Genomic DNA, 21,554 nt, shown 5'->3' with positions numbered 1-21,554 from the left:
CGAACGTGGCAGGAGTGGCACGCCGCCGCCTCGACGCCGAGCTGGTACGCCGCAAGCTCGCGCGCTCGCGCGAGCACGCCGGCCAGCTGATCGCCGCGGGGCGGGTGACCGTCGGGAAGACCGTCGCCACCAAGTCCGCCACGCAGGTCGAGACCGCCGCGGCCATCGTCGTGGCCCAGGACGACGACGACCCCGACTACGTCTCCCGGGGCGGCCACAAGCTGGCCGGCGCGTTCGCCGCCTTCGTGCCGCTGGGGCTGAAGGTCGAAGGCCGCCGGGCGCTCGACGCCGGGGCGTCCACCGGCGGCTTCACCGACGTCCTGCTGCGGGCGGGCGCCGCGCACGTCGTCGCGGTCGACGTCGGCTACGGTCAGCTCGCCTGGTCGCTGCAGAGCGACGAGCGCGTCACCGTCAAGGACCGCACCAACGTCAGGGAGCTGACGGTGGAGGCGATCGACGGGCAGCCGGTCGACCTCGTCGTCGGAGACCTCTCCTTCATCCCGCTCGGCCTCGTCCTGCCCGCGCTGGCGGCCTGCACCGCCCCCGGCGCCGACCTCGTGCTCATGGTCAAGCCGCAGTTCGAGGTCGGCAAGGAGCGCCTCGGCACCGGCGGCGTCGTCCGCAGCCCCGAACTGCGGGCCGAGGCCGTACGGAACGTGGCACGCCAGGCGGGCGACCTCGGCCTCGGCGTCCTCGGCGTCACGGCCAGCCCGCTGCCGGGCCCCTCGGGCAACGTCGAGTACTTTCTGTGGCTGCGGGCCGGGGCGCCCGCGCTCGATCCGGCGGATGTCGACCGCGCCGTGGCGGAGGGACCTCGTTGAACACAGGTACGCGTACCGTCTTCCTGCTCGCACACACCGGCCGGCCGGCCGCAGTGCGCAGCGCCGAACTCGTCGTCCTGGGACTGCTCCGCAGCGGGATCGGGGTGCGCGTCCTGGAGGCGGAGGCGGCCGACCTGCCGCTGCCGCCGTCGGTCGAGATGGTGCCGGACGCGCACCCCGACGCGCTCGACGGCTGTGAGCTGATCGTCGTCCTCGGCGGCGACGGGACCCTGCTCCGCGGAGCCGAGCTCTCCCGCGCCTCGGGCGTGCCCATGCTCGGGGTGAACCTGGGCCGGGTCGGCTTCCTCGCCGAGGCCGAGCGCGACGACCTCGACCAGGTCGTCGACCGGGTCGTCACACGGGCGTACGAGGTCGAGGAGCGGATGACCCTCGACGTCGTCGTGTACGAGAACGGCGACGTGCTGCACCGGGACTGGGCGCTGAACGAGGCGGCCGTCCAGAAGGTCTCCCCGGAACGCATGATGGAGGTCGTCCTCGCCATCGACGGGCGTCCGGTGACCGGCTTCGGCTGCGACGGAGTGATCTGCGCGACTCCCACCGGCTCCACGGCGTACGCCTTCTCGGCCGGCGGACCGGTGATCTGGCCGGAGGTCGAGGCGCTGCTCATGGTGCCGATCGGGGCGCACGCCCTCTTCGCCAAGCCGCTGGTGACCACCCCGGAGTCGGTGCTCGCCGTGGAGGTCGAGCCGCACACCCCGAACGGCGTGCTGTGGTGCGACGGACGGCGGACCGTGGAACTCCCCGCCGGGGCGCGGGTGGAGGTGCGGCGCGGGGCCGTGCCCGTACGCCTCGCACGGCTGCACCACGCGTCCTTCACGGACCGGCTCGTGGCGAAGTTCGCCCTGCCCGTGTCGGGCTGGCGCGGCGCCCCCCACTGAGCCTGCCCCGCCCCGGACCGCCCACTCCCACGGGTGACAGACACGGTCGGCCGACTCCCCGGTGACCTGCGGGTTCGGGCTGTTGCGGCAGGGGTCGTCGCACAGCGGGGGCCGGACCTCGTAAGGTCTTCCCCGTGTTGGAGGAGATGCGGATACGGTCGCTCGGGGTCATCGACGACGCGGTGGTCGAGCTGTCACCCGGTTTCACCGCGGTGACCGGCGAGACCGGCGCGGGCAAGACGATGGTCGTGACCAGCCTGGGGCTGCTGCTCGGCGGGCGCGCCGACCCGGCCCTCGTGCGGATCGGCGCGGCGTCCGCCGTCGTCGAGGGGCGGATCAGCGTGCCTCCGGGCGCCACCGCCGCCGTACGGGCCGAGGAGGCGGGCGCCGAGCTGGACGACGGCGTGCTGCTCGTCAGCCGGACGATCTCGGCCGAGGGGCGCTCACGGGCCCATCTGGGCGGCCGCTCGGTGCCCGTCGGGCTGCTCGCCGAACTCGCCGACGAACTCGTCGCCGTCCACGGCCAGACCGACCAGCAGGGCTTGCTCAAGCCGGCCCGGCAGCGCGGGGCGCTCGACCGGTACGCGGGCGACGCCGTCGCCGTGCCGCTGGCCGCGTACGGGGAGGCGTACCGGCGGCTGCGGGCCGTCGCCGCCGAGCTGGACGAGATCACCACCCGCGCCCGGGAGCGGGCCCAGGAGGCCGATCTGCTGCGCTTCGGTCTCGGTGAGATCGAGGCTGTCGCACCGCTGCCCGGCGAGGACGTGGACCTGGCCGCCGAGGCGGAACGCCTCGGTCACGCCGAGGCCCTCGCCTCCGCCGCCGCCCTCGCGCACGGAGCGCTGGCCGGGAACCCCGAGGACCCGGAGGCCGTCGACGCGACCACCCTGGTCGCCGGTGCCGGTCGCGCGCTCGACGCCGTACGCGCGCACGACCCGGCGCTCGCCTCGCTCGCGGACCGGATGGGGGAGATCTCCATCCTGCTCGCCGACGTCGCCGGGGAGCTGGCCGGGTACGCCGACGACCTGGACGCCGACCCGCGGCGGCTCGCCGTCGTGGAGGAGCGGCGCGCGGCGCTGACCCAGCTCACCCGGAAGTACGGGGCGGACGTCTCCGCCGTCCTGGCGTGGGCGCAGGAGAGCGCGGCCCGGCTGACCGAGCTGGAGAGCGACGACGACCGGATCGGCGAGCTGACGGCCGAGCGGGACGCGCTGCGGGCCGAGCTGTCGCTCCTCGCGCAGGCGCTCACCGACGCCCGTACGGAGGCGGCCGCCCGGTTCGCCGACGCGGTCACCGCCGAACTTGCCTCCCTCGCCATGCCTCACGCGCGCGTGTCCTTCGACATCCGGCAGACGGAGTCCGTCGACGAGGCCTCGGGCGTCGAGGTCGGCGGCCGGTCCGTGGTCTACGGGCCGTCCGGCGCCGACGAGGTGGAGCTGCTGCTCGCGCCCCACCCCGGGGCCCCGCCGCGGCCGATCGCCAAGGGCGCGTCCGGCGGCGAGCTGTCGCGGGTGATGCTCGCCGTCGAGGTCGTCTTCGCCGGGGTGGACCCGGTGCCGACGTACCTCTTCGACGAGGTCGACGCGGGCGTCGGCGGCAAGGCGGCCGTGGAGATCGGGCGGCGGCTGGCCAAGCTCGCCAAGTCGGCGCAGGTCGTGGTCGTCACGCACCTTCCGCAGGTGGCGGCCTTCGCGGACCGTCAGCTGCTGGTCGAGAAGACCGACGACGGGTCCGTGACCCGGTCCGGCGTCACCGTCCTGGAGGGCGAGGACCGGGTCCGCGAGCTGTCGCGGATGCTGGCCGGGCAGGAGGACTCCGAGACGGCGCGGGCGCACGCGGAGGAGCTTCTGGCGACGGCCCGGGCGGACGGCTGAGGAAGCCCGCGAGGCCGGTGCCGGGTGGCCGGCCCCGCGAGGCGGTCCGGGGCGGCGGCAGCCCGGTGACCTCGCACGTTCACCCGTGTGGGTGAACGTGCGCGGGGTGTTGCCGCCTCCGACACGGGAACGACACGACAACGAAGCGTCTTCGGTGCCGGAACGTGCGTACGGACTGGCATCCTTGGGCGCGTGACACAGCTCCGTACGGTCCAAGTGCTGGGCGGCGGCAGCGCGGGCAGCAGCGCTCACGTCAGATCACTTGCCTCGGGGCTGGTGGCGAGGGGCGTGCGGGTGACCGTCTGCGCCCCGGCCGAACTCGATCGCGTCTACGACTTCATCGGCGCCGGCGCGCGCTTCGTCCCCGTGCCGCGCCGCAACGACCCCGCGACGGTCGCGGCCCTCCGCGGCGCGAGTGCCGGAGCGGACGTCGTCCACGCGCACGGACTGCACGCCTCGGTCCGGGCCGCCCTCGCCCTCTCGGGCGGCGGCCGGACGGCGCCCTCGCTCGTGACGACCTGGCACACCCGCAACCACGTGGAGGGTGCGCGGGGCGGGCTGCTGCGGCTGCTGGAACGAAGGACCGCGCGGACGGCGGACGTCGTCCTCGCGACCTCCTCCGAGCTCGTCGACCGCGCCCGTCGGCGCGGCGCGCGGGACGCCCGTCTCGCACCGGTGACCGTCCCCGCCTCACGGGCGCCGGTCTGCCTGCACGACGGCAAGGCCCGGGCGGAACTGGGCGCCGTGGACCGGCCGTTGCTCATGGCCGTGGGCGCGCTGGAGCCCGAGCGGGGGTACGACACGCTGCTCGACGCCGCCCGCCGGTGGCGGGAGCTCGACCCCCAGCCGCTGCTCGTGATCGCGGGGGAGGGGCGCGAACGCGCGGCCCTCCAGCGCCGGATCGAGACCGAGCGGCTGGCGGTCCGGCTGATCGGCCGCCGGGACGACGTGGCGGAGCTCCTCGCGGCGGCCGACGTCGCCGTCCTGCCCTCGCGGTGGGAGGCCCGGTCCCTGCTGGCACAGGAGGCGCTGCGGCTGGGCGTACCGCTGGTGGCGACGGCCGTCGGAGGGGTCCCGGAACTGGTCGGCGACGCGGCCGAGCTGGTCCCCCGGGGGGACGCTCCGGCGCTGGCCGCAGCGGTGCGGGGGCTGCTGGAGGACACCGACCGGCGGATGGACCTGGCCGCGGCGGGGCGGGTCCAGGCCGGGACGTGGCCGACGGAGGACGAGACGATCGCGCACGTCCTCAGCGTCTACGACGAGCTGTCGGGCCGACGCTGACGCCGGGCGCCCTGCCGCCGCCCCGCGCTTCCTGGCGCCGCCGGCCCCCGAGGGGGCGCTTGTCGCATCAGGCTGGATCAGGGCGCGGTGCCAGACGCCGCCGCCCCGCGCTTCCGCGCGCCCCCCTACGCCGTGAGCCGGCGTGCCCGCAGCGCCAGGGACAGGGCCAGGACCGTCTGCGGGTCGTCCAGGTCCGTGCCGAGGAGTTCGGAGATCCGGGCCAGCCGGTTGTAGAGCGTCTGGCGGTTCAGATGCAGCTCCCGCGCCGTCTCCGCCTTGCGGCCCGCGTGGGCCAGGTACGTCTCCAGCGTGGGCAGCAGGGGCGGCCGGGACGTGCGGTCGTGGTCGCGCAGGGGACCGATCGCGCGGTCCACGAAGGCCGCCAGGTCCGGGTGGTCCCGCAGCCGCCACAGCAGGAGGTCGATGTCCAGACGCCGGGCGTCGTACCACGGGCGGTCCGAGAGGCCCTGCGCCGCCGTCGCCGTCTCGGCGGCGTGGCGCAGGCTCGCCGAGGCCGCCGCCCAGCCGCCCGCGACACCGACCACGATCACCGGCGCGTGCGCGCCGGCCCGTTCCAGGCCCGCCCGCTCCACCCCGGCCCGCAGCGCCGCCGCGACCCGGTCCGCCACCGCCGTACGCTCCGACTCCGTCCGCAGCCCGAGCAGCAGCGGCACCCGGCCCTCGACGGGACGGACGCCCAGCAGTACCGGGACGCCCACCGACGCCAGCTCCTCCAGGACCGCCCGGGCGAGCAGCGCCCAGTTGCCCGAGGGGGAGAGTTCGGGGGCCAGGCGCATCACCACCGGGAGCAGCGGGCCGTCCCCGGGTTTGAAGCCGAGCACCCGCGCCTGGGCCGGCGCGTCCTCCGGCGTGATCCGTCCCTCGGCCAGGTCCGTCAGGAAGTCGCCCCTGCCCCGCGCCGCCAGCTCCTCCTCCTGGCGCGCCTGCATCAGGACGACCGCCAGCAGCCCGGCCGCCCGTTCCGCGGCCATCCGGTGGACGAGGGACAGGGGGCCGGCGACCGCGAGCAGGGCGAGCCGCGCGCGGACGGCGCCGGTGCCCGGGCCGCCGCCGCCCGGCACGTCCACCAGGACCGCGCCCGTGGGCGGCCCCGATTCGCGCGCCGCCCGCTGCCCGCGCAGCCCGTCCCACACCTGGAGCGGATCTGCGGGGGCCGACTCGCTCCCCGCCGCGTACAGCAGTTGGCCGTCCGCCGTCTCCAGGAAGACCGGGTTCGCCGTGAACTCGGCCAGGATCTGGAGGACCTGGGGCACCCCGCCCCCGCCGAGCAGCGCGTCCGTACACCGCCGGTGGACGTCGTCCGCCTGCCGGAGCAGGGCGTAGTGGCCGTTGACGATCTCGGTGTGGATCTCCTCCGTCACCGCCACGAACGGCACTTCGCGGTGCAGCTGCACCAGCGGCAGGCCGGTCGCCCGGGCCGTCTCCACGATCGTGGCCGGCAGCCGCGAGAAGCGCGGCCCCAGCTCGACGACGAGCGCGGCGATGCCCCGGTCCGCGAGGCGGCGCACGAAGGCGCGCTGTTCCGCCGGGCGGGTTCCGAGGCCCAGCCCCGTGGTGAGCAGCAGTTCACCACCCTTGAGCAGCGACGCGATGTTCGGCACCTCGCCGGCGTGCACCCAGCGCACCGTGCGGTGCAGCCGGTCCGCGCCGGCGACGACCTCCGGGAGCCCGCCGCGCAGCCCGGGCAGCTCCAGCGCCCGTTGCACGGTGATCCCGCCCTGACTGTCCATGGGCCCGGACGCTACCCGCGTCCCTGTTCCCGCGGCATCACCGGGCGCTCGCGGGTCGGCCCGGTCCGTTCCCGGGGGCGACAACTCGTCGCGCCCCGGCGCCACTTGCCCGACCCTCTGTCGAGTGTGTCGTACGTCACCGGCGCCGCCGGGACCATCGTGGGCGGCCTTCCCGGGCGGGGCCGCGGGGCGGGGGTCACGCGGCCGCCGGGGCCGGGGTGATGTTGTGGTTGAGGCGGAAGACGTTGTCGGGGTCGTACTCCGCCTTGACGGCGGCGAGCCGACGGTAGTTGTCGGCGCCGAAGCCGGCGACGACGCGCTGCTCGCCCTCGGCGCCGATGAAGTTGAGGTACACGGCGTCGACCGACCAGGGCCTCGCGTCGGCCCGCACGTCGCGCACCCAGGCCACCACCCGGGCGTCGTCCTCCGGCTTCTCCCACGTCCCGAAGGGGTGCACGGCCCAGGGCGCGGTGCGCCACGGCAACGGGAACCGGGACGGGCCGTCCGCCACGGCGCCGCCCATCGGGAACAGCACGTGCTGGGTGGTGGTGGGCATCGGGATCCGCGCCGCGCGGGCGCAGAAGGCGTCGACCGCCTCGTCCGGGAACTCGCGGAGGTACTCCGCCGACCAGTAGTTCCGCAGCCCCGGCGGGTCGTCGATCATGCACTGGAGATCCGCGTACGGGATGTCCGTGACGACCTCGACCTCGGGCCGCAGCGCCAGCAGCGGCGCGGCCAGCTCGTGGACCTCGTCGACCGGACCCGCGTACGTGATCAGCGCGGCGCAGACGAGGGTGCCGACCAGGTGCTCGGGGATGAAGGGCTCGGGCGGCGCGGGGAAGTAGATCATGCCGCCGCCGGCCTCGGCGGGGGCGGACGCGAAGACCGTGCGGAAGGCGCGGCCCACCTCGGGCGCGGCCTCCGGGCGGTAGAACAGCATGGCCATGCTCATGGCCGGGAGTTCGTGCAGCCGCAGGGTGAGGGAGGTGGCGATGCCGAAGTTCCCGCCGCCGCCGTGGAGCGCCCAGAACAGCTCGGGGTTCTCCCGGTCGCTCGCCACGACGTGCTTGCCCTCCGCCGTGACCAGTTCGGCGGCGACCAGGTTGTCGCAGGCCAGACCGAACTTCCGTTCCAGCCAGCCCGATCCGCCGCCCAGGGTGAAGCCGCCGACCCCGGTGGTGGACACCCGCCCGCCGGTGGTGGCCAGGCCGAACGGCTCGGCCGCCCGGTCCAGATGGCTCATCGTCGCGCCGCCGCCGACCCGTACGGTCCGCTCGTCGCGGTCCACGTCCGCCGCGCGCATCCGGCGCAGGTCCACGACCAGGCCCTCGTCGACGACGGACGCCCCGGCGACGCTGTGCCCGCCGCCGCGCACCGCGATCGGCAGCCCGGCCTCCCGGCCGAAGAGAACGGCGCGCGAGACGTCGGAGGGGTTCGCGCACTGGGCGATGACCGCGGGGCGGCGGTCGATCATGGCGTTGTGGACGGTCCTGGCTTCGTCGTAGCCCGGATCACCGGGTACGAGCACCTCACCGGCCGATGCCTCGCGGAGCGCGGCGAGGGCGGTGGGCGGAACGGTCTTCGGGGGAGCCATGGGACGCCCCCCTTTCCGAGGGGGGACAGGACCATTTCATCGTAGGGCGGCGGTCGTCGGCCCGCTTCTCGACGCCCCGGACCCCGCCCGGCCTCCCTAACCTCCGTACGCGCCGCTCGCCGTCAGCCGCAGGGCGGTGTCGATCAGCGGGACGTGGCTGAACGCCTGCGGGAAGTTCCCCACCTGGCGCTGGAGCCGCGCGTCCCACTCCTCCGCGAGCAGCCCCAGGTCGTTGCGGAGCGAGAGCAGCTTCTCGAAGAGCCGGCGCGCCTCGTCCACCCGGCCGATCATCGCCAGGTCGTCGGCGAGCCAGAACGAACAGGCCAGGAAGGCGCCCTCGTCGCCCTCCAGGCCGTCGACGCCCGCCTCCGCGCCGGCGGTGGGGTAGCGCAGCACGAAGCCGTCCTCGGTGGACAGCTCCCGCTGGATCGCCTCGATGGTGCCGATGACCCGCTTGTCGTCCGGCGGCAGGAAGCCCATCTGCGGGATCAGCAGCAGCGACGCGTCCAGCTCCTTGGAGCCGTACGACTGCGTGAACGTGTTGCGGTCCTTGTCGTAGCCCTTCTCGCACACGTCCCGGTGGATGTCGTCGCGCAGCTGCCGCCAGCGCTCCAGCGGGCCGTCGGCGTCCCCGGACTCGATCAGCTTGATGGTGCGGTCGACCGCCACCCAGGCCATCACCTTCGAGTGCACGAAGTGGCGGCGCGGGCCGCGCACCTCCCAGATGCCCTCGTCCGGCTGGTTCCAGTGGGTCTCCAGGTAGCGGATCAGCTTCAGCTGGAGCAGGGAGGCGTAGTCGTTGCGCGAGAGGCCCGTCATGTGGGCCAGGTGCAGCGCCTCGGTGACCTCGCCGTAGACGTCGAGCTGGAGCTGGTTGGCCGCGCCGTTGCCGACCCGGACCGGGCCGGAGTTCTCGTACCCGGGCAGCCAGTCCAGCTCGGCCTCGCCGAGCTCGCGCTCGCCGGCGATGCCGTACATGATCTGCAGGTTCTCCGGGTCGCCCGCGACCGCGCGGAGCAGCCAGTCCCGCCAGGCGCGCGCTTCCTCGCGGTAGCCGGTGCGCAGCATCGACGACAGCGTGATCGCCGCGTCGCGCAGCCAGGTGTAGCGGTAGTCCCAGTTGCGGACGCCGCCGATCTCCTCCGGCAGGGAGGTGGTCGGCGCGGCGACGATGCCGCCGGTGGGCGCGTACGTCAGCGCCTTCAGCGTGATCAGGGAGCGGACCACCGCCTCGCGGTACGGGCCGTGGTACGTGCAGTGGGCGACCCAGTCGCGCCAGAAGTCGGCCGTCGCCTCCAGCGAACCCTCCGGGTCCGGCAGGGCGGGCGGCTCCTTGTGCGAGGGCTGCCAGCTGATCGTGAACGTGATCCGGTCACCGGGCGTGACGGTGAAGTCGGAGTAGGTGGTGAGGTCCTTGCCGTGGGTCTCGATCTCGGTGTCGAGCCACACGGAGTCGGGCCCGGCGACGGCGACTGTACGGTCCCCGACCTTGTGCACCCACGGCACCACGCGGCCGTAGCTGAACCGCATCCGCAGCGCGGAGTGCATCGGCACGCGCCCGGAGACGCCCTCGACGATCCGGATCAGCTGGGGCGCGCCGTCACGCGGGGGCATGAAATCGGTCACCCGGACCGTGCCGCGCGGCGTGTCCCACTCCGATTCGAGGATCAGGGAGTCGCCGACGTAGCGGCGCCGGTCGGCCGGCGCCGGGGTGGCGCCTTCGGCCACGGCGGGCGCGACCCGCCAGAAACCGTGCTCCTCCGTACCGAGGAGCCCGGCGAAGACGGCATGCGAGTCGAAGCGTGGCAGGCAGAGCCAGTCGACGCTGCCGTCCCGGCAGACCAGTGCCGCGGTCTGCATGTCTCCGATGAGTGCGTAATCCTCGATGCGCCCGGCCACGTGCAATCTCCAGTCGAACGGCCACGTCCGCCCCGCGGGGCGCTTCCTACAGATGGTGCCAGCAGTCAAGGGATGGTTGACGAGCCCCGTGCTTCCGGTTGACTGGCGGGGGTGCTGCCGATGGCCGGTCCGCCTCGGCAGGGAGTGTCCGAGCAGGATACGTCGCACCCTAAGCAGCGGCGGCAACGCCCTGATAACGGCGTTGCGCCGAACGGGTGAGGCCACCGTGACCTGTGGTGTAGCCGTCCGTATGCACCCGACTGCCCCGTGTGGCCGGAAGCGGCCTCCCTTCGTCGCTGATACCCTGGTACCCCGTGGACCGGTGGGAAACGGCGAAAGCCGAGGCCCCCGAAACCGCAGCGACGGCACCCCCCGATTCTTCCGGAGGGGACGCCGGTACGCACCTCCAGAACGCGACCACGGGAGCCCCCTCTTGGCGATGCCGCCCAAAACCACGACGACCAAGCACATCTTCGTCACCGGGGGTGTCGCCTCCTCCCTCGGCAAGGGCCTGACCGCCTCCAGCCTGGGTGCGCTCCTCAAGGCGCGGGGCCTGCGGGTCACGATGCAGAAGCTCGACCCGTACCTCAACGTCGACCCCGGCACGATGAACCCGTTCCAGCACGGCGAGGTGTTCGTCACCAACGACGGCGCCGAGACCGACCTGGACATCGGCCACTACGAGCGCTTCCTCGACGTCGACCTCGACGGCTCCGCCAACGTCACCACGGGCCAGGTCTACTCCCAGGTCATCGCCAAGGAGCGGCGTGGCGAGTACCTCGGCGACACCGTCCAGGTCATCCCGCACATCACCAACGAGATCAAGTCTCGGATCCGCCGCATGGCGACCGACGACGTCGACGTCGTCATCACCGAGGTCGGCGGCACCGTCGGCGACATCGAGTCGCTGCCGTTCCTGGAGACGGTCCGCCAGGTCCGCCACGAGGTCGGCCGCGACAACGTCTTCGTCGTGCACATCTCGCTGCTGCCCTACATCGGCCCCTCCGGCGAGCTGAAGACCAAGCCGACCCAGCACTCCGTCGCCGCCCTGCGCAACATCGGCATCCAGCCGGACGCGATCGTGCTGCGTGCCGACCGCGACGTCCCCACCGCCATCAAGCGCAAGATCTCGCTGATGTGCGACGTGGACGAGGCCGCCGTCGTCGCCGCCATCGACGCCAAGTCGATCTACGACATCCCCAAGGTCCTGCACACCGAGGGCCTGGACGCCTACGTCGTCCGCAAGCTCGACCTGCCGTTCCGCGACGTGGACTGGTCCACCTGGGACGACCTGCTCGACCGCGTCCACAACCCCGACCACGAGGTCACCGTCGCGCTCGTCGGCAAGTACATCGACCTGCCCGACGCCTACCTCTCGGTCACCGAGGCCATGCGGGCCGGCGGCTTCGCCAACAAGGCGCGCGTCAAGGTCAAGTGGGTCACCTCCGACGACTGCAAGACCCCGGCCGACGCGCAGAAGCAGCTCGGCGACGTCGACGCGATCCTCATCCCCGGCGGCTTCGGCGACCGCGGTGTGAGCGGCAAGGTCGGCGCCATCCAGTACGCCCGCGAGAACAAGGTGCCGCTGCTCGGCATCTGCCTCGGCCTGCAGTGCATCGTCATCGAGGCCGCGCGGAACCTGGCCGACATCCCCGAGGCGAACTCGACCGAGTTCGACCCCGCGACCGCGCACCCCGTCGTCTCGACGATGGAGGAGCAGCTCGCGTACGTCGAGGGCGCCGGAGACCTGGGCGGAACGATGCGCCTGGGCCTCTACCCGGCGAAGCTCGCCGAGGGCTCCATCGTCCGCGAGGTCTACGCCGACCAGCCGTACGTCGAGGAGCGCCACCGCCACCGCTACGAGGTGAACAACGCCTACCGCGCGGAGCTGGAGAAGAAGGCGGGCCTCGTCTTCTCGGGCACCTCCCCGGACAACAAGCTCGTCGAGTACGTCGAGTACCCGCGCGAGGTGCACCCCTACCTGGTCGCCACGCAGGCCCACCCGGAGCTGCGTTCGCGCCCGACGCGTCCGCACCCGCTCTTCGCCGGCCTGGTCAAGGCGGCCGTGGAGCGCAAGACGGGCAAGTAGCCGCGAGCGGTTAACGTTGCCGGGGTACGGGTCCTGAGGGATCCGTACCCCGGTTTTCGTGTGTGGGAGGACGCAGATGGAGTTGCAGGACACCCCCGAGGAGTGGCAGGTCGTCGCCACGACGACCCCCTGGCAGGGCAACAAGACGAGTGTCCGCGCGGACGACGTGGTCATGCCGGGCGGCACGGTCGCGCGCCGCGACTACCAGGTCCACCCCGGTTCGGTGGCGGTCGTCGCCCTCGACGAGCAGGACCGCGTCCTGGTGCTGAAGCAGTACCGGCACCCCGTGCGGATGAAACTCTGGGAGATCCCGGCCGGTCTCCTGGACGTGCCGGGGGAGAACCCGCTGCACGCGGCGCAGCGCGAGCTGTACGAGGAGGCGCACGTCAAGGCCGAGGACTGGCGGGTCCTGACCGACGTCTACACCACGCCGGGCGGCTGCGACGAGGCGGTACGGATCTTCCTGGCCCGGGACCTCTCGGCGGCCGAGGGCGAGCGCTACGAGGTCGCCGAGGAGGAGGCCGACATGGAGCTGGCCCGGGTCCCCCTGGACGACCTGGTGCGCGGCGCCCTCGCCGGCGAGCTGCACAACAACTGCCTGGTGGTGGGCGTCCTGTCGCTGGCGGCCGCGCGCGCGGTGGACGGCGGCGTCGCCACCCTGCGGCCGGCGGACTCGCCGTGGCCGGCCCGCCCCTTCGAGGCGTAGGCGCGGACGCAGGTGTCGCGCGGGCGCATGCGTCGGCGTGCGCGTCGGGGTGGGCGCGGGCGCGGACAGGCGTAGGGCCGGGGCGGTCGGGCAGACGGGCCGGGCGCGGAGGGCGGGCTCACGCTCGGGCCCCGGCGGCCGGCCCGACCCTCGGGCCCCGGCGGCCGACGGGGGTACACCGGCCCGGTCGGCGGCCGGGAGGAATTCCGCCCCCGGGTCGTCTCCGAGGGTTCCGATCTGACGATCTGCTGATCCGATCGGGGGACCTGCCCGCCGCGCTCCGCCGGGTCGGGGCCGTGCCCTGAACTACGCTCGGGATCGCCCGTGCGGAGATCCCCGCGGGATCGGCTCGTGCGCAGGTGGACGGGAGCGTGGCCCGTGACGGATCAGGCGGTGACAGCGGGCGGGGTGCGTCGATTCTTCGGGCGACAGCGGGAGTTGAAGGCGCTGCGCGCCGACATCGAACGGACCGGGCTCGACACCCTGACCGGCCGCAAAGCCCCCCGCGCGCGCGTCCTGCTGATCGCCGGACGGCCCGGTTCCGGGCGGACGGCCCTCGCCGAGGAGCTGGTCGCCGGGCTCGCCGCCCGATACCCCGACGGGGTGTACCGCGCCCGGCTCACCGAGCCCGGGGGCGAGCCCGTCCCCACCGCGCTGGCCGCCCGCGGCCTCCTGGAGGACCTCGGCGTCGAGGAACCCCCCGGCGCCGCCGAGGACGAGCTGACCGAACTGGTCCGCACCGCCCTGGCGGACCGGCGGACCGTCCTCGTCCTGGACGACGCCGTCGACGCGGCCCAGGTCGACCCCCTGATCCCCGACCATCCCGACGCCCTCGTCGTCGCCGTCGCCCAGGGCCCCCTCACCGGCATCCCGGACGTCCGCCCCTGCACGGTCGGCGGACTCGACCCCAAGTCGGCCATCGAGATGCTCACCACCTACACCGGATCGGTGCGGGTCACCGTCGACCCCCAGGCCGCCGAGACCCTCGCCGAGGAGTGCGGCGGCCAGCCCGCCGCCCTGGTCCTCGCCGGAAGCTGGCTCGCCGCCCGCCCCAAGTCCTCCGTCGCCGACCTCGCCAAGCGACTGCGCGCCCTGCCGGGCGACCCGGTGACCCGCGCCTTCCAGCTCGTCCACGAGTCCCTGCCCGCCCCGGCCGCGCGGACCCTGCGGCTCCTCTGCCTCGCCCCGCTCGGCCGCGCCGACGCCCACACCGCCTCCGCCCTGGCCGGCTGCTCCGTCTCCGCCGCCGCCACCACCCTCGCCGACTTCGCCACCCTCGGGCTCCTCGGGGAGCGCGACGGAGGAGAGTACGAGATCCCCGCGCACCTCGTCCCCCTGCTCCGCACCGAGCTGGAGGAGCGCGACCGGCCCGCCGAGGTGCAGCTCGCCCGGGCCCGGATGCTGGAGCGGACCGTACGGCTCCTGCAGTCCTGCCGCGCCGTCACCGAACCGGAGGGCTCCGCCGCCCGCAGGAAGCTGGCCGGCCTGCCCCGGGCCCTGCGCTTCCCGAACGCCCCCGCCGCCGCCGAATGGCTGGAGGGCCGCAGGCCCGTCCTGCTCGCCTCCGCCCGGCTCGCGGTCGCCGACGGCGAGCTCGACACCCTGGCCCGCCGCCTGGTCGCCGCCCTGGTCCGTGCGCTCGCCGCCCACCGGGGGGCCGAGGCGGCCGCCCCCGACCTCTACGGCCTGCACCGGCTCGTCCTCGACGTCGCCGAGCGCCGGGGACTGCACCGCGAGCGGGCCGCCGCCCTGCTGAACCTGGCCGATCTCGACGCCGGGAGCGGCCGGACCCGGGACGCGCTCGCCCGCTACCGGGAAGCGCTGGACGCCGGACGGGCCGCGAACGACCCGTACGCGATCGGCCGCGCGATGGAATCCGTAGGCGGCTCCTACCAGGAGCTGGGGGACTGGCAGCGGGCCGGTGACTGGTACGGCCGCGCGCTCGCCCAGCGCCTCGCCCGCGACGAGCGAGCCGACCAGGCCCGGCTCTACGCAAGGCTCGGCGCGGTGCACACCTACGCCGGCCGCTACGGCGAGGCCCTGCGGAACTGGCGCGCCGCCGCCGCGGGCTACCGCCGGCAGTCCGATCTCCCCGCCTACGCCCGGGCGTTGAGCGAGGCGGCCCGGGTCCAGGAGTACGCCGGACGGCCGCAGGAATCCCTGCGGACCTGCGAGGAGGCGGTCGAGTGGGCCCGGCGCGCCCAGGACGTACGGCTCCAGGCGGCCCTGCAGCTGCGGCTCGCCGACACCCTGGAGCGGCTCGGCGACCCCGCCGCCGCCCGGCTGCACCGCTCAGCAGCCGAAAGACTGCTGGGAACCGCACCCTCCGCCTGCGAAATCCGCAGTGGCTGTCTCGAAGATTAATGCTTTGCAAGGCTAGACAGCGGGAACTCCTTCATTAGACTGGGTGAGCCGCGTTCGATCGTGGTGTGTCCCGGTGCGCCACGATGCGGCCGGGTATGTATCGCAGTGCCCCCAGTTATCCCCCCTGATTCAAGGACCGTGATCGACGATGAAGGTCGGCATCCCCCGCGAGGTCAAGAACAACGAGTTCCGCGTGGCCATCACCCCCGCCGGTGTCCACGAGCTCGTCCGCAACGGCCACCAGGTCTTCGTCGAGCAGAACGCCGGAGCCGGCTCCTCGATCACGGACGAGGAGTACGTCTCGGCCGGTGCGCGGATCCTGCCCACGGCCGACGAGGTCTGGGAGACCGCCGACCTCCTGCTGAAGGTCAAGGAGCCCATCGCGGAGGAGTACCACCGCCTCCGCAAGGACCAGACCCTCTTCACCTACCTCCACCTCGCCGCGTCCCGCGAGTGCACGGACGCCCTGCTGGAGTCCGGCACCACCGCCATCGCGTACGAGACCGTCGAGACCGCGAACCGCGCGCTGCCGCTGCTCGCCCCGATGTCCGAGGTCGCGGGCCGCCTCGCCCCGCAGGTCGGCGCCTACCACCTGATGCGCTCGGTCGGCGGCCGCGGCGTGCTCCCCGGCGGCGTCCCCGGCACCCACGCCGGCGAGGCCGTCGTCATCGGTGGCGGCGTCTCCGGCTGGAACGCCACCCAGATCGCCGTCGGCATGGGCTTCCACGTGACCCTGCTCGACCGCGACATCAACAAGCTCCGCGAGGCCGACAAGATCTTCGGCACCAAGGTGAAGACGATCGTCTCCAACGCCTTCGAGCTGGAGAAGGCCGTCGTCGAGGCCGACCTCGTCATCGGCGCCGTCCTCATCCCGGGCGCCAAGGCCCCGAAGCTGGTCACCAACGAGCTCGTCGCCAAGATGAAGCCCGGAAGTGTCCTTGTCGACATCGCGATCGACCAGGGCGGCTGCTTCGAGGACTCCCGTCCGACCACCCACGCGGAGCCGACCTTCCAGGTCCACAACTCGGTCTTCTACTGCGTCGCCAACATGCCGGGCGCGGTCCCGAACACCTCCACGTACGCCCTCACCAACGCCACGCTTCCCTACATCGTGTCGCTGGCGAACAACGGCTGGGCCGAGGCGCTGCGCCGCGACGCCGCCCTCGCCCTGGGCCTCAACACCCATGACGGCAAGGTCGTTTACAAGGAAGTCGCGCAGGCGCACGGCCTCGCGCACGTCGAGCTGACGAGCCTCCTGGGCTGACGCTCACCGGCCTCCCGACGAGGAGCGCCGTCAACCTCATGCATCCGGCCGGACCTTGTGCACCAAGGTCCGGCCGGATGTGTGTCCGGCCACGTCTACGGCCCTGGTCAACTCGCCTCGAACGTAACCCTTTAACCGTTTCGCACACCCCCGAAACGTGTGGATGCGTGGCTGCGCGCCCTTGACAGAGGGGTGTTCGGTTGCCGACACATCGGGCCGGGTCCGGCGGATTGTGTTGCTGCGGAGCGGTGACACGCCATAGAGTCGCAAACCGTCGGCATGGCGCCACGCTGACCTATCGATAAATGTTCCTGGTCACATCCAAGGAGGTAAGACGACTTGTGAATGAGTCGACATTTACTCCCGGGGGTGGCCGGCCAGGAGCCCCTGTCGGCTCCGTCGCTGTGCGAACCTTCGCGACACATCAGCCCATGACGACAGCCCACACGATGAAGATGATGGACGGCCTACACGTGAACGCCACGGCCGGCAACGAGAGTGGCCGAGAGTCCACCCACTTCGCCGCCTACGACGAGGTGCCCGAGGGGCACTTCTACGACCCTGACGCCGAGTACGAGCCCGACCCGGAGTACGCGGCCACCCTCGCACCCGACGCTGCCCGGCAGCGCCGCGAGCGGATCGGCCCCACCGGACGGCCCCTGCCGTACTTCCCGATCCCGGGCCCGCTGACCGATCACGGACCCGCGAAGATCATCGCGATGTGCAACCAGAAGGGCGGCGTCGGCAAGACCACGTCGACCATCAACCTGGGTGCCGCGCTCGCGGAGTACGGGCGACGGGTGCTGCTCGTCGACTTCGACCCGCAGGGAGCCCTGTCGGTCGGTCTCGGCGTGAACCCGATGGAGCTCGACCTCACCGTCTACAACCTGCTCATGGAGCGGGGCATGTCGGCGGACGAGGTGCTGCTCAAGACCGCCGTTCCCAACATGGACCTGCTGCCGAGCAACATCGACCTCTCGGCCGCCGAGGTGCAGCTGGTCAGCGAGGTCGCGCGCGAGTCCACGCTCCAGCGCGCCCTGAAGCCGCTGATGAACGACTACGACTACATCGTGATCGACTGTCAGCCCTCGCTCGGTCTGCTGACCGTCAACGCGCTGACGGCGGCTCACAAGGTCATCGTGCCGCTGGAATGCGAGTTCTTCGCGCTGCGCGGTGTGGCCCTGCTGACCGAGACGATCGAGAAGGTCCAGGAGCGGCTCAACCCCGAGCTGGAGCTCGACGGCATCCTCGCCACGATGTACGACTCCCGGACCGTGCACAGCCGTGAGGTGCTCGCGCGGGTCGTCGAGGCCTTCGACGACCACGTGTACCACACGGTGATCGGCCGGACCGTGCGCTTCCCGGAGACCACGGTCGCCGGCGAGCCGATCACGACGTACGCCTCGAACTCCGTGGGCGCCGCCGCCTACCGTCAGCTCGCCAGGGAGGTGCTCGCCCGGTGTCACGCCGAGTGAGTCTGCCCGGCGCCGACGAACTGTTCCGTACGACCGGGGGGATGGCGCTGCAGGCGTCGTCACCGCGCAGGGGTGAGGCCCGCGTGCCGGCTCCGGCGGGCGAGAGCGGCCCGGAGGCGGCCGAGGGCTCGGCGTCGGCGGAGCATTCGGCGGCGGGGTCGGAGACGGCGGAGCCGCGGGCCCGGACGGCCGATCCCGCGGAGGCCGCGCCGCAGGCGAAGCCCTCGGCGCCGGTCGCGCCGGCGGCCCGCCGACGGGGCCGGTCGCCGAACCGGCGGCCCAGCGGCCGGGAGCGTCACGACGAGAAGATCACGGTCTACGTCTCCGCCGAGGAGCTGATGGACCTGGAGCACGCCCGTCTGGTGCTGCGCGGCGAGCACGGGCTCGCCGTGGACCGGGGCCGGATCGTCCGCGAGGCGGTCGCGGTGGTCCTGGCGGACCTGGAGTCCCGGGGCGACGCGAGCATCCTCGTGCGCCGCCTGCGCGGCCGCTGAGGGTAGCCTGCGGGCCTGCCGCGCCCCTGCTCCTCCCTGGACCCCGATGCCCCCGCCCCCCGCCGAAACGTCCCGCCCGCCCCGCCGCGCCCTCGGCAGGGGCCCCGGAACGCCCCCCGCGGCCCCCGAGCCCCCGCCCGAGGCGGCGGGCCCCGTGGCCGCGGCCCCGGGGAGGGGGCACGGGGAGCCCCGGCCCGTCGCGGAACCACCGGCGGGCCCGGCCGGAAGCGAAGACCCGCACAGCGCGAACGTCCCGGCCCCGCCCCGGCCGGCGCCGCCCGACCCCGAGGCGCCCGGCTCCGAGGCGCTTCTCCCTGAGGCGCAGGGCCCCGAGGCCGTCCCGGCCCCCGAGGCGCCCGCAGCCCGGGCCACCGCCCCCGAGGCCGCCGCGCCTGGCCCCGAAGCTCCCGGCCCGTCCGCTCCCGCCCCCGACCCAGGCGCCGCCGCCGACGGTGGGCGGTTCACCGTGCGGCTCGAGAACTTCGAGGGGCCGTTCGACCTGCTGCTCCAGCTCATCTCGAAGCACAAGCTCGACGTCACCGAGGTCGCCCTCTCCAAGGTCACCGACGAGTTCATGGCCCACATCCGGGCCATGGGCGCCGACTGGGACCTCGACCAGACCACCGAGTTCCTCGTCGTCGCCGCCACCCTCCTCGACCTCAAGGCCGCCCGGCTGCTGCCCGCCGCCGAGGTGGAGGACGAGGCCGACCTCGCGCTCCTGGAGGCGCGGGACCTGCTCTTCGCCCGGCTCCTCCAGTACCGCGCGTACAAACGGATCGCCGACATCTTCGGCGACCGGTGGGAGGCCGAGGGCCGCAGATACCCCCGGACTGTCGGCCTCGAGCCGCACCACGCCGAACTGCTCCCCGAGGTCGTCATCAGCATCGGCGCCGAGGGCTTCGCCAGGCTCGCCGTCAAGGCCATGCAGCCCAAGGCCAAGCCGCAGGTGTACGTCGACCACATCCACGCACCCCTCGTCAGCGTCCGCGAACAGGCCGGGATCGTCGTCGCCCTCCTCAGGGAGCGCGGCACCCTCGCCTTCCGGGAGCTCGCCCGGGACGCCCCCGACACCCTCACCGTCGTCGCCCGCTTCCTCGCCCTGCTGGAGCTCTACCGGGACCGTGCCGTCGCCCTCGACCAGGACGAGGCCCTCGGCGAACTCACCGTCTCCTGGACCGGCGGCGACGGGGAGACCCGGGTCACCAACGAGTTCGACGAACAACCCGATCACGAAACGGAGGCCCGCGCGTGAGCGACCTCAAACCCTCCCTCGAAGCCGTCCTCATGGTCGTGGACGAGCCCGCCACCGAGGACCACCTCGCCAAGGTCCTCGACGTCACCCGCCGCGAGGTCGGCGACGCCCTGCGCGAGCTGGCCGACGAGTACACCGCCCAGGGCCGCGGCTTCGAGCTGCGCACCGTCGCCGGCGGCTGGCGCTTCTACACGCGGGCGGAGTACGCCCCGGCCGTCGAGGCGTTCGTCCTGGACGGCCAGCAGGCCCGGCTCACCCAGGCGGCCCTGGAGACCCTCGCCGTCGTCGCGTACCGCCAGCCGGTCAGCCGTTCGCGGGTCTCCGCGGTCCGCGGGGTCAACTGTGACGGGGTCATGCGGACCCTCCTCCAGCGCGGTCTGGTGGAGGAGGCGGGCGCGGAACCCGAAACAGGTGCGATCCTGTACAGGACGACGAACCACTTCCTGGAGCGGATGGGCCTGCGCGGCCTGGACGAGCTCCCGGAACTCGCGCCCTTCCTCCCCGAGGCGGACGCGATCGAGGCGGAGACGCTGGAAGGGGTTCCGTCGTTCGACCCGGACGCAGACGACAAGACGACGGAAGATTGATGCGAAGCAGCAGCGGCAGGAACAGCAGCGGAAACAACGGCGGGAGCCGTGGTGGCAACAGCGGCGGCCGCGGCGGCAGCAGCGGCGGCGGAGGCGGGCGCGGCAACTACCGCGGCGCCGGCAACAGCCGCGACGACCAGCAGGGCGGCGGCCGCCCCCGCAACCCGCGCCCCGAGGAGCGTCGCTACGACGTGGGCGGCACCGGCGGCCCCTCCGACGGCCCCAAGAAGGGTCGCGGCTCCGCGGCCCGCGGGGGCGCCAAGGGCGGCCCGAAGGCCCCCCAGGGCGGCACCCCGCCCCGCCGCGGCCCGCACGGCCAGCGGCAGGCTCCGGCGCGCTCGCGCGAACTCGACGCCAAGATCGAGCAGCGCAACCGCGACCGGTACGCCGACCGTCCGGAGATCCGGACCCCGAAGACCTTCCCCGGCGCCGAGCAGGAGGGCGAGCGGCTGCAGAAGGTCCTCGCCCGCGCCGGCATGGGCTCGCGGCGCGCCTGCGAGGAGCTCATCGAGCAGGCCCGTGTCGAGGTCAACGGCGAGATCGTCCTGGAGCAGGGCAAGCGCGTGGACCCGGAGCGGGACGAGATCAAGGTCGACGGCCTGACCGTCGCCACCCAGTCGTACCTCTTCTTCGCGCTGAACAAGCCCGCCGGCGTCGTCTCCACCATGGAGGACCCCGACGGCCGCCAGTGCCTCGGCGACTACGTCACCAACCGGGAGACCCGGCTCTTCCACGTGGGACGGCTCGACACCGAGACCGAGGGCATCATCCTGCTCACCAACCACGGCGAGCTGGCCCACCGCCTCACGCACCCGAAGTACGGCGTGAAGAAGACCTACCTGGCCGCCATCACCGGCCCGCTGCCCCGCGAGGTCGGCAAGCGGCTCAAGGAGGGCATCCAGCTGGAGGACGGCTACGCCCGCGCCGACCACTTCCGCGTCGTCGAGCAGACCGGCAAGAACTACCTCGTCGAGGTCACCCTCCACGAGGGCCGCAAGCACATCGTGCGCCGCATGCTCGCCGAGGCCGGATTCCCGGTCGAGAAGCTGGTCCGCACCTCCTTCGGCCCGATCGGGCTCGGTGACCAGAAGTCCGGCTGGCTCCGCCGTCTGACCAACACCGAGGTCGGCATGCTGATGAAGGAAGTCGGCATGTAGCACCGTCGTCCCCCGACGACCCGCGCAGAAGCCCGTGACCGCCCGCC

At 73.5% G+C, this 21,554-nt stretch carries 16 protein-coding genes; 13 read left to right on the top strand and 3 right to left on the bottom strand.

Annotated elements, in window-relative coordinates; all coding sequences use genetic code 11:
- Positions 1 to 5: 5 nt before the first annotated feature.
- From ACZ6RC_RS26100 to ACZ6RC_RS26085, 4 genes are all read left to right on the top strand, one after another.
- A complete protein-coding gene (locus ACZ6RC_RS26100) occupies positions 6 to 821 on the top strand; it encodes a TlyA family RNA methyltransferase (RefSeq protein ID WP_469587466.1) in 816 nt (271 codons plus the stop codon).
- Positions 818 to 1,720, top strand: coding sequence for an NAD kinase (locus tag ACZ6RC_RS26095; protein WP_391144444.1), 903 nt, complete (start codon positions 818 to 820; stop codon positions 1,718 to 1,720). The genes ACZ6RC_RS26100 and ACZ6RC_RS26095 overlap by 4 nt, the downstream gene beginning before the upstream one ends.
- Positions 1,721 to 1,866: 146 nt before the next feature.
- The gene (gene recN, locus ACZ6RC_RS26090) at positions 1,867 to 3,594 is read left to right on the top strand and encodes a DNA repair protein RecN (protein WP_469587504.1); all 1,728 of its coding nucleotides are present in this window, start codon (positions 1,867 to 1,869) and stop codon (positions 3,592 to 3,594) included.
- Between the two features lie 192 nt (positions 3,595 to 3,786).
- Positions 3,787 to 4,875: a glycosyltransferase family 4 protein gene (locus ACZ6RC_RS26085; RefSeq protein WP_469587462.1), complete on the top strand. Its 1,089-nt coding sequence runs from the start codon at positions 3,787 to 3,789 to the stop codon at positions 4,873 to 4,875.
- Positions 4,876 to 5,000: 125 nt separating this feature from the next.
- On the opposite strand, the gene ACZ6RC_RS26080 is transcribed toward ACZ6RC_RS26085, so the two are convergent.
- From ACZ6RC_RS26080 to ACZ6RC_RS26070, 3 genes are all read right to left on the bottom strand, one after another.
- Positions 5,001 to 6,626: a PucR family transcriptional regulator gene (locus ACZ6RC_RS26080; RefSeq protein ID WP_391144449.1), complete on the bottom strand. Its 1,626-nt coding sequence runs from the start codon at positions 6,624 to 6,626 to the stop codon at positions 5,001 to 5,003.
- A gap of 196 nt (positions 6,627 to 6,822) precedes the next feature.
- A complete protein-coding gene (locus ACZ6RC_RS26075; RefSeq protein WP_391144451.1) occupies positions 6,823 to 8,220 on the bottom strand; it encodes an FAD-binding oxidoreductase in 1,398 nt (465 codons plus the stop codon).
- 96 nt (positions 8,221 to 8,316) lie between these two features.
- Positions 8,317 to 10,119 carry a glycoside hydrolase family 15 protein gene (locus ACZ6RC_RS26070; RefSeq protein WP_391144454.1) on the bottom strand — a complete coding sequence of 601 codons (1,803 nt, stop codon included), beginning with the start codon at positions 10,117 to 10,119 and terminating at the stop codon, positions 8,317 to 8,319.
- Between the two features lie 439 nt (positions 10,120 to 10,558).
- Here ACZ6RC_RS26070 and ACZ6RC_RS26065 point away from each other — a divergent pair, with 439 nt between their 5' ends.
- The 9 genes from ACZ6RC_RS26065 to ACZ6RC_RS26025 all read left to right on the top strand — a co-directional run bounded on the left by ACZ6RC_RS26065 (position 10,559) and on the right by ACZ6RC_RS26025 (position 21,507).
- Positions 10,559 to 12,208 carry a CTP synthase gene (locus ACZ6RC_RS26065; RefSeq protein ID WP_391144457.1) on the top strand — a complete coding sequence of 550 codons (1,650 nt, stop codon included), beginning with the start codon at positions 10,559 to 10,561 and terminating at the stop codon, positions 12,206 to 12,208.
- 76 nt (positions 12,209 to 12,284) lie between these two features.
- Positions 12,285 to 12,914: an NUDIX domain-containing protein gene (locus ACZ6RC_RS26060; protein WP_391144459.1), complete on the top strand. Its 630-nt coding sequence runs from the start codon at positions 12,285 to 12,287 to the stop codon at positions 12,912 to 12,914.
- A gap of 378 nt (positions 12,915 to 13,292) precedes the next feature.
- Positions 13,293 to 15,278, top strand: a complete 1,986-nt coding sequence (locus ACZ6RC_RS26055; RefSeq protein ID WP_469587455.1) for an AAA family ATPase — start codon at positions 13,293 to 13,295, stop codon at positions 15,276 to 15,278.
- A 148-nt stretch (positions 15,279 to 15,426) separates the two neighbouring features.
- Positions 15,427 to 16,542: an alanine dehydrogenase gene (gene ald / locus ACZ6RC_RS26050; RefSeq protein ID WP_391144464.1), complete on the top strand. Its 1,116-nt coding sequence runs from the start codon at positions 15,427 to 15,429 to the stop codon at positions 16,540 to 16,542.
- 431 nt (positions 16,543 to 16,973) lie between these two features.
- Entirely contained in the window at positions 16,974 to 18,017 is a 1,044-nt protein-coding gene (locus tag ACZ6RC_RS26045; protein WP_229818740.1) for a ParA family protein, read from the top strand.
- A complete protein-coding gene (locus ACZ6RC_RS26040; protein WP_453619688.1) occupies positions 18,014 to 18,511 on the top strand; it encodes a hypothetical protein in 498 nt (165 codons plus the stop codon). Before ACZ6RC_RS26045 ends, ACZ6RC_RS26040 begins: the two co-directional genes overlap by 4 nt.
- A gap of 46 nt (positions 18,512 to 18,557) precedes the next feature.
- Positions 18,558 to 19,763, top strand: coding sequence for a segregation and condensation protein A (locus ACZ6RC_RS26035; protein WP_469587451.1), 1,206 nt, complete (start codon positions 18,558 to 18,560; stop codon positions 19,761 to 19,763).
- Positions 19,760 to 20,350, top strand: coding sequence for an SMC-Scp complex subunit ScpB (gene scpB / locus ACZ6RC_RS26030; RefSeq protein WP_469587448.1), 591 nt, complete (start codon positions 19,760 to 19,762; stop codon positions 20,348 to 20,350). Before ACZ6RC_RS26035 ends, scpB begins: the two co-directional genes overlap by 4 nt.
- Positions 20,350 to 21,507: a pseudouridine synthase gene (locus ACZ6RC_RS26025; protein WP_453619656.1), complete on the top strand. Its 1,158-nt coding sequence runs from the start codon at positions 20,350 to 20,352 to the stop codon at positions 21,505 to 21,507. The genes scpB and ACZ6RC_RS26025 overlap by 1 nt, the downstream gene beginning before the upstream one ends.
- The last annotated feature ends 47 nt before the right edge of the window (positions 21,508 to 21,554 follow it).

This window comes from Streptomyces sp. NPDC048353 (assembly GCF_055587165.1).
The sequence above is the reverse complement of the archived record's forward strand: the minus strand, read 5'-3'. Positions and strand labels throughout refer to the sequence as shown.